We start from the raw sequence: 13648 nt of genomic DNA, 5'->3' as shown, positions 1-13648 counted from the left end.
AATATTGCGACTATTATAAAAACACGAAGTTCAACGAAGCAGTCCCCGTAATTCTTCCACTTAAGAAATACTTAAAATCCACTTTTCAAGTAATACCATCATAACTTAGAAATAGAAATTTTTGAATTACGTCAGAAAAAAATGTAAAATTATATCCAAGTTGATTAGATATGTTATATCTTCAACAAGATTGTAAAAATTTTGTGGTTCAATTGTAAATTTAATAAGGTATAATTAGGTGTACTGCTTACTATCTAAAAAGTTTAAGAATAGTGCTTTACTTGATTCCTTACTATTTGACCATTCAGATTTCCGCTAAATATATAAATTCACAAGTACAGGAGGAGAAAATCATGAAAAAAGTTATAACTTACGGAACCTTTGATTTACTTCATTGGGGACATATTAATCTACTTAAACGCGCTAAAGATTTAGGAGATTATTTAATCGTTGCTATTTCCACGGATGAATTTAACGCATTAAAAGATAAAAAGTCCTACCATAGCTTTGAAAACAGGAAAATGATTCTTGAATCCATACGATACGTAGATGAAGTCATTCCGGAAAATACTTGGGAACAAAAAAGAGAAGATATCATTCGTGAAGGTGTAGATGTTTTTGTCATGGGCGATGACTGGAAAGGCAAGTTCGATGAATTAGCTGAAGTTTGTGAAGTCGTATACCTGCCAAGAACCATTGGAATATCCACTTCACAAATCAAAGATGACCTTTTAAAAGTTACAAATGGCTAGGGAAATTGCGATAGAGATTTATTTATTAGGCTTCAAAGTTCTTTTCTCACTTTTCAAGCTATTCCCATTAAGAAATAAAACAACTTTCGTCACTACATTCGGAGATAACTGCCAGTACATTAAAGATGAAATGGACAAGCAAAACATTTCTTCCCAAAAAGTGATTCTAACGAAGGCAGGCAGCCATATACAAGTAAAGGACGATGGGACAACCATCGTCCTTCCGTTTGAGACCAAGAATATCATTGCCTTAATCCGGTCCATTTATCATCTGGCTACATCCAAATGGATCATTATGGATAACTATTTTGGTTTTCTCTCGACGGTAACATTCAAAAAGCCCGTAAGCCTTGTGCAAGTCTGGCATGCGGCTGGTGCCGTCAAGAAATTCGGCGCCATGGACCCTTCGATTGTCGATCGTTCATCCAGGGCCAGAAAACGATTTTTAAGCGTCTATCAACAATTCGATTATGTCACGACCGGTTCAGAGAAAATGGCCGGGATTTATCAGGAAAGTTTTCAGTTGCCGGATTCCCATATACTCAGAACAGGAATTCCGCGTACCGACTTCTTTTTTAATGAAAGTGCAAAGCAGGATGCAAGACGGGCACTGTTGACCAAATATCCCGAACTTGAGAATAAGAAAATCATCTTGTATGCTCCCACTTTTCGGAATGCCGACTTAAACTCGGGAAAAGTAGCTCTCGATTTAGCATTGCTTTACAAAGAACTACAAAGTGAAAATTACGCGTTACTGCTCAAGCTTCATCCAGCTGTAACAGCTGAATATGATGTCATGCATAAGTTTCCAGGATTCGTGTATCCCGTTACCGGCGATTTTCACGTAAACGAGCTTCTTGTAAGCACAGACCTTCTCATAACGGACTACTCATCAATTCCATTTGAGTTTTCCATTTTACAAAAGCCCATGATCTTCTTTGCCTATGACTTGCAAGAATACGAAGAAGAGCGTGGGTTCTGGGAAGACTACAAATCCTCGATGCCAGGGCACATCGTCACAACAACAGAAGAACTTCTCGAGAAAATTCGTACAGCTGATTACCAGTTAGAAAAAGTCGAACCCTTCAAGCAAAAATGGAATCAGTATTCAACCGGGGATTCGAGCAGAAATCTGGTCGACTTCCTTTTTACCAGAAAATAGACTATTTCAACCACCCCAAATACAAGGGTGGTTTTTTATGTAAATTCATATATTTTCTGGTAGAATACTAGTAACATAGACTATTCTACTAGGAGGTTTCATTTCTTGATACAAGCTAAAAAACTTTTTCTTACCCTCTGTACCCTTTTTCTCTTCGTTGCCATTCTACAGCCAAGTTCAACGCATGCCGTTTCCAAAACAGAGACCGCAGTCGCCAATGCGGAAAAGGCAGCGTCCACTTTATATCCGTTGAGTTATCTCCCTGGTAAAGCGACCGGGAAAAACCTGCCTGAGAAAGAATATAAATCGGCAAACACCAAGTATGCGACAGCTCTAAAGGAAGTCAATAAGCTATCCAACGGCAAGGCGAAAACAAAGTATAACAATCGTCTCAAGAAAGTGAAGACAAAAGTGGACACTGGAAAGGTTTATATCGCTGCAGTTAAAGCCGGGAAAGAAATAGACAAAAAACGAGTGGGTCTTGAAAAGGCCTTGAAGTCCGGCCCATACACGCAATCCGCTCATACGGCATACCTTTCCCTTGTAACCACCTTTGATAAGCAATCCATTAAGGTCAATCAGGTAAAAGGAACCAAAACAAAAGAAAAAATGAAATCACTGTATATCAAGCCTGTCGAAAAGCATAAGAGGAATTTAAAAACGGTTTCGACCGTGAAACAAGCCATTAACGATACCAAGAAAAATATGAATGCCACTAGCGCAAAGATCCTGCCATATTATAAAAAGGTCATTCTATATATCGATACGATTTCCAATGCAAAACAAAAAGCACAGCTAAAGAAGGAATTCAGCGCAATTCAGAACGGCCTTGCCAAAAAGAAATTCTCGAAGAAAGACCAACTTGGCGAATGGGTTGCCCTTCAATCTGACTACGATAAGGTAGATGGCCTTATCTCTCGGGGTAAGTCAGATGCAAAGGTCCCACAAATTCGTGATTCCATTATGAAAAAGATAAAAGCCCTTCCTTCTGAAAAAAACTTATTGGAGCAAAAACTAACGACCATCATGTCCGACGTGTTTCTAAGCACGAAAGAATTAAAAGCCTTGCTAACGAAGAAGGCAATCGAAAAGAACATTCCACCTGAGGTTGTTAAAGCCATTGCCAAAACGGAGAATGGAAAGTGGCACCAATTCACGAATGCCGGCGACGTGTTCACAAGTTCGGATGGTGGGTACGGAATCATGCAGATCACGCCCCAATCCAAAGAAGACAAAAGCTATGATTGGGATAAAGTAAAGTATGATACGGAGTATAATATTCAGGCCGGCGTAGAGATCCTACTAAAAAAGTGGGACTATGCCAATGTGAAGAGACCTGTATTGCCTAAGGTCAATCACTATAAAACAGACATTCTTGAAAACTGGTACTTTGCCATCATGGCCTATAACGGTCTATCCGAACGGAACCACCCGGCTGCAAAGGCTCCTTATCAGGCAAAGGTCTATCATTTGATTAATCAACAAGCCTTTGTAAATCCTTATATCTTCACCAAAGATGATGTGGATATCAAGGTTAGCGACAGCATCCTGAATTTCCAAAATAAGCTGTCTTATCAAACACCTAAACAAACAAAATCCACTCAGCTCCATAAAAAAGGAGCCTCATTCACGTTAAAGAAGGATACGCTATTTAGAAATGAGCCTTCGACAACCAGTTCCAAAAAGCAAACATTTAAAAAGGGAACGACATTCAAGATTGTAGAAAGCTCCATCGAAGACAATAATGCCGCCAACTTGTTCAATTGGTACAAGATCCAAGTATCAGGTTCGAAAACAATTTGGTATATCGCCTCTTCCAATGTTCAATAACGAAAAAAAGGTACCGATCGGGTACCTTTTTTTCGTTTATTTATAACTCGGAACATCATACACGACCGTATAACTATTGAGTAGAGAATAAAGCTCTACATAATTTTTGGTCTGTTTAACGGCCCAGCCAATATCACTGGCATATTGATGGGTGGCATACCCTTTCTCCACCAACTGATCTGGATTCCATCTCATTTTATAAAGCGTATCCTGACCGGCATAAATATAGTTTTCCGCTGCGAATTGCGCACCTTCCACGATAGCCTTGCTTGGGGTTGTCCAGCCTTCATTGAACGCCCTTCTTGCACCGCACTCCAAAGCGCAGCTATCATAGGCACCGATTCCGTACATATTGTAAACCTTGGCTTCATAATCCTTCGCATCATCCGCCAATACAACTATCTCTTTTTCCTTATTGGCTGCATAAACGATGTTGCCTTTGCTGTCTTTTTTCGTTTTCACTTTGATTCCCTTAGCCAGCCTTGAGGACCCTCTTCCCGTTTCAAGATTAGCATGGGAAATAAGATAGATTTCGTTCACGCCATACTTGAACCCAGCCTCTAAGAATGAACTTGCTTGATCTTTCAAGATCCCCTTATCATGGAGGATTTTTTGATTGATTTCACTTTCATTCAGTGCGGAGAACATTGATAGTTTAGCAAATTGATAATAGGACGTATCCGATTTCGTAAAGTTACTCGGATCCATATAATACTTCGTATCAGCTTTGGAAGCACTAACCCAACCAGTTGCAATTTTATAATACTTCTTCTTATCGATCGTTTTATTATCTTGGATCGTCACCTTCGCGTTCTTCGATAACGAACCTAATTTCCTTGAGTCCGTTGTAATGATGTTTACCTTTTCCTTCGTTGTCCCGCTCGTCTTCGTCGAAGCAAGTTTCACACTGCTTGCAGGGATGAAAGCTTCATATTTTTTATCAGTTTGCGGGTTAGTCGACATTTGCTTCGACAGGGCGGAATCCAAGGTCACATTATACCCGGTCTTTGCTGCCCTGGTGATATTCGATTTCTCTTTTAAATCCACCTCAACTTTAGCAAACCCCGTATTGTCATAGTACTCCACTTTGATGACATGAATGCCTGCATCCAATTTCATCTCTATGTTAAAAGGATGTGTTCCATTTTTCCATTGATCTACTTTTTTCGTTCCATCTACATAAACCCGTATCCCATCATTAGCACCGCCTGATAAGATATACGTACCCGAGCTTGTCAGCTTTGTCCGTTTCTCGAATATCGCTGAAAAATGATTGGTCGGGATTCCAGTGGCTGGCTTTTTCGTGCCCCAATCATAGTCCAATGTAGCGGCACTTTGATAGACCTTGTTCCCCGTCAAATCCTGGTTACCATATAAGGTCACTGCCCATCTTTCAAGCGGCGTAACATCTTTGGATTCCTTAAGATCCACATTTAATTGCGCACTTCCACTTTTATTATAGTATTCTACTTTTATCGTATGAGTCCCTTTTTTCAACGTGAGGTTCTTTTCGAAGTTACGCGTGCCATCCTTCCACTCGTTTACTTTCCTTACGCCATCCACATAAATGCGGACGCCATCGTTCGCTTTCCCCATTAACACGTATTTTGTATCTTTTTTCACGACCACTTTCTTTTGATAGATGGCCGAATATGTACCTTTTGCTATTTTATCAACGGGGGCTTTTGAACCCCAAGAAAATTTCAGATTGCTAGCCGTGGTACTTACTGGCGTTCCCGTGAAGTTAGAACTTGGGAAAAACAAGCCTGTCCATTTGTCTGTTGGGATGGTCTCCGGTACCTTTTCAACGTCGGCATTCAAGTAGGCATTGCCCTTTTGATCATAATATTGCACTTCCACCTTATGATCTCCCTTTGCCAACATAAGGTCCTTCTTAAATGAATGAGACCCATCTTTCCAATAGTCTACTTTTTTCTTACCATTTACATAGACTCTGACACCGTCATTCGCTTTTCCGGAAATACGGTATTTCGCGCCCTCTTTGACCGTAAGCGTTTTCGTCAACTTAGCGGAAAATTTATTGACCGGAATCTTTGCTGCCGGGGATTTAGTGCCCCAGGCAAAATTGATATCACTTACCTTCTTCTTGACGGCGGTTCCTTTGAAGTTAAGTTTCGGATAATACGTTACGCTCCATTTACCACTGCTCGCCTCAGCAGTCGTCCCTGAAAATCCTCCGCTTGAAAATAACACCAATCCTAAGGTAACTACGCCAACCATTAACCACTTTGTTTTGATAATTAACTCACTCCTAGTCCAATTTTATCGATATACTGTTAATAATATCGTATATATACATAAATTGTTAAGAAAAATGAGTAATTTTAGCATAAATAGGGTACTAACCACCTAGGTTGAATCACTCATAGACATTTTTAGAGGTGATTCGACACACTTCTCAAAAGGAAAATACTAGGTTACGCTTCAATCCATGATACTATTTAGATATGAATCTTCTAGAACAACTCAGGAGGAATATGTCAATGAAAAAATGCATTCCCATGCTCTTTATCCTTCTATTCTTTTCGACGGACTGGTCACATGCCTATGGTTCCGAAATGAATTCGAAGCCGAATGATAATCAGAACCAAGTGTCTTCTTCCACCACAAGCTATCAAACCGAACAACTAATCATTAAGTTCGATAGGGAGACTACCTATAACGTTAAAGAATCCATATTACAGAGCATTCAAGCAAAAGAACTCCAAACCATCCAAAACGGAAACTTCACCCTCATTTCCCTCCATGAAGGAATGGATAGGCAAGAGGCCATCACCTCTCTTAAAAAGTGGGATGAGGTAGAGGCGGTAGAGCCCAACTATAAAGTGAGGACGAGTTATATTCCTACAGATTCGGGTTACTCCAAACAATGGTACGCAAAGAAAATCAATATGGATACAGCTTGGGACCTAACCAAAGGATCGCCAGACATTAAAGTGGCCGTCATTGATGCTGGCATACAAGCCACTCATCCCGAACTGAAAGACCACATCATCAATCCATTCAATGCTGTTACCGGGAGCAACAAAACGCTACCTTCGAATGACCACGGTACCCATGTTGCCGGCATTATCGGTGCTTCCCTAAATGGAAAGGGAATCGCCGGGATCGCCCCAAACGTCAAGATCATTCCAGTCAACGTATTCAGTGAGAATGAGGCGGATATTTTTACGATTATCGACGGAATCGATTATGCCGTTAAATCGGGGGCCGATATCATCAATCTAAGCCTGACAATGGAAGATTATACAGAGGTATTGGATTACTCCATACAAAGTGCGTGGAAGAAAGGGATACTCATCGTAGCTGCAGCCGGAAATGAGGATACAAAGACTGAACAATATCCGGCTGCGTTAGAGCATGTATTAGGCGTCAGCGCCACAACAAAACAAGATAAGAAAGCTGATTTCTCCAACTATGGTGCATCTATCGATTTAGCTGCACCTGGTCTGGATATCTACTCCACCGTTCCTTGGAATTCCTATGATGTCATGAGTGGGACTTCCATGGCAGCTCCAGTAGTCAGCGGCGTGTCCGCATTGGTTTTATCGAAGAACCCATTCCTTACTCCAGTAGAAGTGGCGGATATCTTACAAACATCCAGTAAGGACCTTGGAGTAATGGGCCGAGATGATTTCTATGGATATGGCCGTGTCGATGCCTATAACGCATTGACCCATACTCCAGGACCCTTATCAAAGCTGACGACATCAAGCCAAACACTGATCGAAGACGGAACGAATTCCCTTTCCCTTTCGTTCAAGGCAAAAAAGGGAACGAGTATATCCGTTTTCATTCATGATGCCAACAATAAACCCATCCGGAAACTTGTGACGAATAAAAAGTCGAACGGGCAGGTCTTTTCAACGAAGTGGGACGGGAAATTGGATAATGGCTCCTATGCTCCTTCCGGGAAAGTGAAAGTCACTGTGAAGATTTCCAGCAAGAAACATAGTGTTTCCAAGAGCACGTATGTCACGGTAAAAGATGAGGTAACGCCTGAGCTTACTTTCAATCAGAAATCAATTAGTTATTCCCCACTCGGAGGCGATCAATTGGAAATTCCTTTTCATCTGAACAAAGTTGCTGTATTAACATCAACTCTAGTGGATAACACCGGTTTGAAAATAGATACCCTATCAAAATCTAAGACTTTCAAAGGTGGGAAGAACACACTTTTCTGGGATGGAAAAACCAATAGCAATAAACAGGCGAAGGATGGGGTTTATTCGCTCCAAGCCTCACTACTTGATATGGATAAACATACAGGAAAGAAGAAGATACTTAAGGTAGTCGTTGATACTAAAGCCCCTAAAGCAACCATGAAAAATTCAAGCACAGTTTTTAAAATGACGGGGGCTTCTACAATCACCACAACCATCACAAAGAATGAATCGGTTGCTTCTACTATTTCCATTATCAATTCAAAAGGTGACACCATAAAAAAACTAGAATCGTTGCGAAATCATCAAAAAGGAAATCATATAATTACCTGGGATGGAAGGATATCCAATAATGTCTATACAAAAGAAGGAACCTATCAGTTTAAAGGAAAGTTAACCGACACCGCCGGAAATACCCGCATATTAACAAGCACCCCTTTTAAAGTAGTCGACAAAAGAATAGGAAAGTGAGTGAGATACATTTACCATGGTGAAAAAACACTCACAATATAGGAGAAAACAACTGAAATTACACAACTACTTTACAACAAAATAAGTCAGTTAATTTATACCATTTTATCCATGTAACATAAATGTAATATATTTTTTTCCATTTAGTTTGTTAGAATAGGGAAAAAGACATGTTAGAGGTGGAATACGTGAAAAAGAGTATCGTTGCAATTTCGACATTAGCCGTCCTATCTTCGACTTTTGTTTCTCCAGCCCTTGCCAACTCGTATACAGTAAAAAGCGGTGATACCTTAAGCAAAATCGCCCAAAAACACAAGACGACCGTAAAAGAGTTAAAACTACTTAATAACTTACAATCAGACATGTTAAAGATCAATCAAAAGATTATTACGTCTAAATCTCAAACAACAACTAAAATAAAAGCTACAACAGTGTCAGTTTCCGTAGAAAAAACAAAAAACTCCACTTATACCATCGTACCTGGAGATACGTTAACAAAAATCGCCAACAAACATAATCTTACACTCGCTGAATTAAAAAAACTAAACAACCTGAAATCCGACATGATATATGCCGGTAATAAACTGATTGTTTCAAGCTCTAAAACAACCACGACCATTGATTTACCGAGCAGTGCCAAGCCAGCGAATGTCTCAACACCTAAAGTCAATCTCATTTCGAATACATATATCGTTGTAAAGGGCGACACCCTATCAAAAATCGCTAGACAGGCAAACATATCAGTAGCTGACCTTAAATCATACAATTCCTTAACCTCCGACATTATAAGAATCGGTCAGAAATTATCCCTGGTTAAATCGGCAACTCCAGCTTCTGCAGTAGAAACTCCTGAAAAAGTAACAGACTCAGGTAATAAAGTGGATACACTCATTTCTGAAGCAAAAAAGTTAATCGGCACCCCTTATTCCTGGGCAGGAGCCTCCCCTTCAGGATTTGACTGCAGTGGATTCATTTACTACACGTTTAAAAAAGCAGGCTATGAAGTATCCAGACTTTCTTCTTCCACCTATTATGATATGGGCAAGAAAGTGTCTTCGCCAAAATCAGGTGATCTCGTTTTCTTTGCGACTGGATCAAGTAAATCCGTCGTCAGTCATATGGGCATCTATTTAGGAAATGGACAATTCATTCATGCTTCTTCAAGCAATGGAATAGAGATTAACAACGTTTCAAACTCCTATTACAAAAGCAAACTTATAGGCTACAGAAGTCTATAATTCTTTTTACCAGACTATATTTCTATAAGTCTGGTATTTTTTATGTAAAAATTATAATTTATTCTAGTTATTTATGTTAATATAGTCATTATTAACTAGATACTAACTAGAAAAGGTGGCACAATATGTCCAGATTTCGTCTTTTATTACTTTCACTCATCGTCCTCTGTGGAACTTTCCTATTCTCGAATTCTACTTTTGCCAAGTCAATTGTTAATCCTAACCAAACCTATTCCACTACCACAATGTTAAAAGATATAAAAAAACTAGAACAGACCTATCCAGGACTAGTCAAAAAAGAAGTCATTGGGAAATCCGAATACGGTCGTAATATCTACGCTGTCTCACTTGGAAAAGGAGAATCCAAAGTCTTCATTAATGGATCTCACCATGCACGTGAATGGATCACGACCAATCTCAATATGGATATGTTAGATACATATGCCGCTGCATATAAAAGCAACTCCAACATAAACGGCTACAATGTTAAAAAGCTTCTCAATAATACGACCATTTGGTTTGTGCCAATGGTCAACCCGGATGGGGTCACCTTACAACAATACGGTCTAAAATATTTTCCTACAAAAGACCATGCCAAAATCATTAAAATGAATGGTGGCAGCAAGAATTTCAAGCGCTGGAAAGCCAATGCCAAAGGCGTGGATTTAAACCGACAATATAGTCCTAATTGGAAATACCTTGGTGGTCCTAAGGTTCCCTATTATAAAAATTACAACGGATCAAAAGTGGCGGTCGCATCCGAAACGAAAGCTCTACTATCATTTGTAGATAAAATCGACCCAGAAATGGCCATTTCATACCATTCGAGTGGACAAATCATCTTCTGGAAGTATCAGCAAACCGGAAGCCGTTATGCCCAAGATGCCAAATATGCAAGTAAACTGAGCAAAATAACTGGCTATAGCTTGGTTAAATCGAAATCATTCGGTGGAGGTTTCAGCGACTGGTTCTCCAATGTAGAAAAAAAACCAGCCTTCACTATTGAAGTGTCGCCAGCAGTTGGTGAAACCCATGTACCCCTTAGGAATTACGCTAGAATCTGGAGTCAAAATGCAAGCATCGGCCTATATACAGCACAAGAAGGATTCAAGCTTTACGATACCCGCAATACTGCAGCTAGTGATAAAGTGACCACGCAAATCAAAACATATAATAAGACAGCAACAAAATTAAAAAACTATTACTCTACCGACATTAAAAGCCAAAGTAAATTGAAAGTGACCAGCGCACATCTGTCCCTATATAACAAAACGAATAAAGAAATTAAAAAACAGGAAAAGGCAATCGCCAAGCTTCCCGCTAAATATCGTACAAAGCCAAATGCAGCATTAAAAACGACTAAATCATATCGCGATAACTCTCTGGCCTTTATGAATGCTATTCAAGCTGGAGACGATCTTATTCAAACAAATAAGAAGTTAGCGTACCACTTAACAGCAGGAAAACTAAATAGTACAACATTTACTACCTATGATAAATTGGTCAAGCAGACCAGCACTACCGAAAATAAAATCAAAAAAATGTTCAGTAAGAGTGTTCAAAAATTGGCCACACTCAAATATGTCACTCCTGCTAAAACCAACAAGAAAAATGCAGACTACGATATAGCAAGATATGAATTATTATTGGATATGGAAGAACAAGTGGATAATGAACAATACGATGATGTGAAAAAAAATATTACTAAATATAAAAAATTAAAATCTACTAACTCCTACAAAAAACTAGAAACTATGTTCAAAAATAGGCTAAGAGCAATTGAAGATGAGCTTCTTCTGCTAGAACCAGATGTCCCGACAGTACCTGAACAGCCTGCGCCAATTGAAGACCCGGAAGTTCCGGACCCAGATTCTGAAGTTCCAAAAGACGGCTCAGACGCTTAATAAGAATAACCACCAATCCCAGTGAGCGAAGGAATCTTTGTCATTTAGATTCCCTCGCTTTTCCCATTTAAAAAAGGTAAATATGTACTGCATGTACAAAAAGAAACTATTCTTTTTTTAGTAAAAAAAAGGTATATTAGACATACCATCTAGGTATTTTTTCACACTTCTCCATTTAAGTGGAATGGCTCGAGGAGGAACACAAATGAGATCAGAACGTAAAAAAAAGAAAAGAAAACGTAAATCGTTAAAAGTATTGGGATTCATCCTTCTTATCCTTTTCATTGGTGGAGGAGCTTATGCAACATCTATATACCAGTCCCTATTAGGAACAATAAACACTATGAAGGGTACTGAGCATAAAACAGATAAACGCGTCGAAGATATAACGTTTAAAAACAAGGACCCCTTTTCATTACTGATACTAGGAGTAGATGAAAGAAAGAACGATAGTGGTCGTTCAGATACGATGATTGTCATGACAGTAAATCCTAAAAAAGAATCAATTCAATTGTTAAGCATCCCCCGAGATACGCGTACAGAAATTATCGGGAGAGGTACAACGGAGAAAATGAACCATGCTTATGCCTACGGTGGCGTTACTATGTCGATCAACACAGTCGAAGCCTATTTAGATATACCAATAGATTATTACGTAAAGATGAATATGAAGGGCTTCCAGGACATTGTTAATGCTGTTGGCGGCATCACAGTCAATAATGATATGAACCTCAACTATAAAAATTACAGCTTTGCAAAAGGAACAATTGATTTAGATGGTAAAGAAGCTTTGATATATTCCCGCATTCGAAAAGAAGATCCTCGCGGTGATTTCGGTCGACAAATGAGACAGCGACAAGTGATACAAGCGGTCATTAAAGAAGGCGCAAGCTTGTCCACATTGACCAATTATGATGATATCCTTAAAGCCATCGGTAAAAATGTAGAAACTAATTTAACGTTTAATGAAATGTTAAGCATACAGAAAAACTACAAATCTTCCCTCAATAATATTGAACAATTTACACTTACAGGAGAGAACCAACGAATTGATGGACTTTGGTATAACATTGTATCCGATGAAACAAAAACCGAAGCACAAAATCGTTTGAAGATGCATCTTGGTATATAAGAAAATGAGGGAGCCACTCCCTCATTTTCCAAATCAATCACCTCAGGTAAGGCTCCCCCTTATTTAATCAAACGTTTGATTAAATCATTAAATCTTCATCCATTCTTAATATGGAGCCTATAGAATGTCTAATCATCGACATTCTATAGGCATCCTCCTAATTGCGGTGCTCGTCCACCTGGTCAACTTCAAATGGCTAATAAACTCTCTCATACAAAGCACGCAGAATCATTCATTGTCAGCAAACACATTCATGATATAGCATGGTTATTCAGTATTTTGTCAGATAGATATTTTACCTAATAGAAAAAGATAGGTATAATATTAATGATTGAATTATTTGAAGCTTTTTACATAGTTGCCATAACAACGAATTATCATTGGAGGGAACAAAACATAAATGGATAATCATGACGAAACAAATGATCTTTTAAAGAAGTTGCAGGAGAATCCTCCTAAAATCATTGGTGGCTATAAGAAACAAGGATGGGCGGTAAAAACTCTTGAGAAAACGAGTAACCCAGATGTAGAAAAGGAAGAAGATCACCTTATTACCGCTAAAGCCGTACTTAGGGCTAATGATGAAACCTACTATCCCGCCTTTTTGACTTTGGACATGGAGAAACATGGTCAAATTAAAGGTGTGTATCTGATTTCCGAAACAGAAGAAGAATTCACTTTAATCCCTTTTGAATTGGCACTACCACATACCGGTAAGGGAGAAAGCGATTTATTACCCTTAAACTATCGTACCCTTGTGAAAATTGAAGGAGACCAAGTCCAAAAAAACTGGCCAGAATTTTCTTAATTAAAAACTTACAACCTTAAAAACCACCTAAATATTCTTAATCTCATAACTACTTAACTTTTATGGGACCATAAAAGGGGCTGTCCCAAAAGTCAGGAAAATGACTTTTAGGGCAACCCTTTTTTTATGAAATTTATGCACAAAAAAATCGCCCTTTTTAGTAAAAT

General features: G+C 39.0%; 9 protein-coding genes. 8 read left to right on the top strand and 1 reads right to left on the bottom strand.

Features of this window, described 5'->3' with window-relative positions:
- Positions 1-353: 353 nt before the first annotated feature.
- From tagD to ACIQXU_RS20505, 3 genes are all read left to right on the top strand, one after another.
- On the top strand, positions 354-752 hold the full coding sequence (tagD, locus tag ACIQXU_RS20515) for a glycerol-3-phosphate cytidylyltransferase (RefSeq protein WP_402954698.1): 399 nt from the start codon (positions 354-356) through the stop codon (positions 750-752).
- Positions 745-1914: a CDP-glycerol glycerophosphotransferase family protein gene (locus ACIQXU_RS20510; protein ID WP_402992069.1), complete on the top strand. Its 1170-nt coding sequence runs from the start codon at positions 745-747 to the stop codon at positions 1912-1914. The genes tagD and ACIQXU_RS20510 overlap by 8 nt, the downstream gene beginning before the upstream one ends.
- A gap of 105 nt (positions 1915-2019) precedes the next feature.
- On the top strand, positions 2020-3744 hold the full coding sequence (locus tag ACIQXU_RS20505) for a transglycosylase SLT domain-containing protein (RefSeq protein WP_402992067.1): 1725 nt from the start codon (positions 2020-2022) through the stop codon (positions 3742-3744).
- A 36-nt stretch (positions 3745-3780) separates the two neighbouring features.
- Here the strand turns inward: ACIQXU_RS20505 and ACIQXU_RS20500 are convergent, their stop codons facing one another.
- Positions 3781-5985 (bottom strand): PA14 domain-containing protein, encoded by a 2205-nt coding sequence (locus ACIQXU_RS20500; protein ID WP_402992065.1) that lies wholly within the window; start codon positions 5983-5985, stop codon positions 3781-3783.
- A 263-nt stretch (positions 5986-6248) separates the two neighbouring features.
- Here ACIQXU_RS20500 and ACIQXU_RS20495 point away from each other — a divergent pair, with 263 nt between their 5' ends.
- From ACIQXU_RS20495 to ACIQXU_RS20475, 5 genes are all read left to right on the top strand, one after another.
- Positions 6249-8399, top strand: a complete 2151-nt coding sequence (locus ACIQXU_RS20495) for a S8 family serine peptidase (RefSeq protein WP_402992063.1) — start codon at positions 6249-6251, stop codon at positions 8397-8399.
- Between the two features lie 188 nt (positions 8400-8587).
- Positions 8588-9637 carry a C40 family peptidase gene (locus ACIQXU_RS20490; protein WP_402992061.1) on the top strand — a complete coding sequence of 350 codons (1050 nt, stop codon included), beginning with the start codon at positions 8588-8590 and terminating at the stop codon, positions 9635-9637.
- A gap of 125 nt (positions 9638-9762) precedes the next feature.
- Positions 9763-11541 carry a M14 family zinc carboxypeptidase gene (locus ACIQXU_RS20485; RefSeq protein WP_402992059.1) on the top strand — a complete coding sequence of 593 codons (1779 nt, stop codon included), beginning with the start codon at positions 9763-9765 and terminating at the stop codon, positions 11539-11541.
- Between the two features lie 205 nt (positions 11542-11746).
- The gene (locus ACIQXU_RS20480) at positions 11747-12673 is read left to right on the top strand and encodes an LCP family glycopolymer transferase (protein ID WP_402992057.1); all 927 of its coding nucleotides are present in this window, start codon (positions 11747-11749) and stop codon (positions 12671-12673) included.
- Positions 12674-13073: 400 nt separating this feature from the next.
- The gene (locus ACIQXU_RS20475) at positions 13074-13481 is read left to right on the top strand and encodes a hypothetical protein (protein ID WP_402992055.1); all 408 of its coding nucleotides are present in this window, start codon (positions 13074-13076) and stop codon (positions 13479-13481) included.
- Positions 13482-13648 lie beyond the last annotated feature (167 nt).

This window comes from Peribacillus sp. NPDC097284, from assembly GCF_044761765.1.
GTDB lineage: Bacteria > Bacillota > Bacilli > Bacillales > DSM-1321 > Peribacillus.
Note: the sequence above shows the minus strand (reverse complement) of the source record. Positions and strands in the feature narration are given on the sequence as shown.

Coding starts and splice junctions, on each gene's coding strand:
- ACIQXU_RS20500 (WP_402992065.1), bottom strand. CDS start 5,985: ATGGTTGGCGTAGTTACCTTAGGATTGGTGTTATTTTCAAGCGGAGGA.
- ACIQXU_RS20480 (WP_402992057.1), top strand. CDS start 11,747: ATGAGATCAGAACGTAAAAAAAAGAAAAGAAAACGTAAATCGTTAAAA.
- ACIQXU_RS20495 (WP_402992063.1), top strand. CDS start 6,249: ATGAAAAAATGCATTCCCATGCTCTTTATCCTTCTATTCTTTTCGACG.
- tagD (WP_402954698.1), top strand. CDS start 354: ATGAAAAAAGTTATAACTTACGGAACCTTTGATTTACTTCATTGGGGA.
- ACIQXU_RS20510 (WP_402992069.1), top strand. CDS start 745: ATGGCTAGGGAAATTGCGATAGAGATTTATTTATTAGGCTTCAAAGTT.
- ACIQXU_RS20485 (WP_402992059.1), top strand. CDS start 9,763: ATGTCCAGATTTCGTCTTTTATTACTTTCACTCATCGTCCTCTGTGGA.
- ACIQXU_RS20475 (WP_402992055.1), top strand. CDS start 13,074: ATGGATAATCATGACGAAACAAATGATCTTTTAAAGAAGTTGCAGGAG.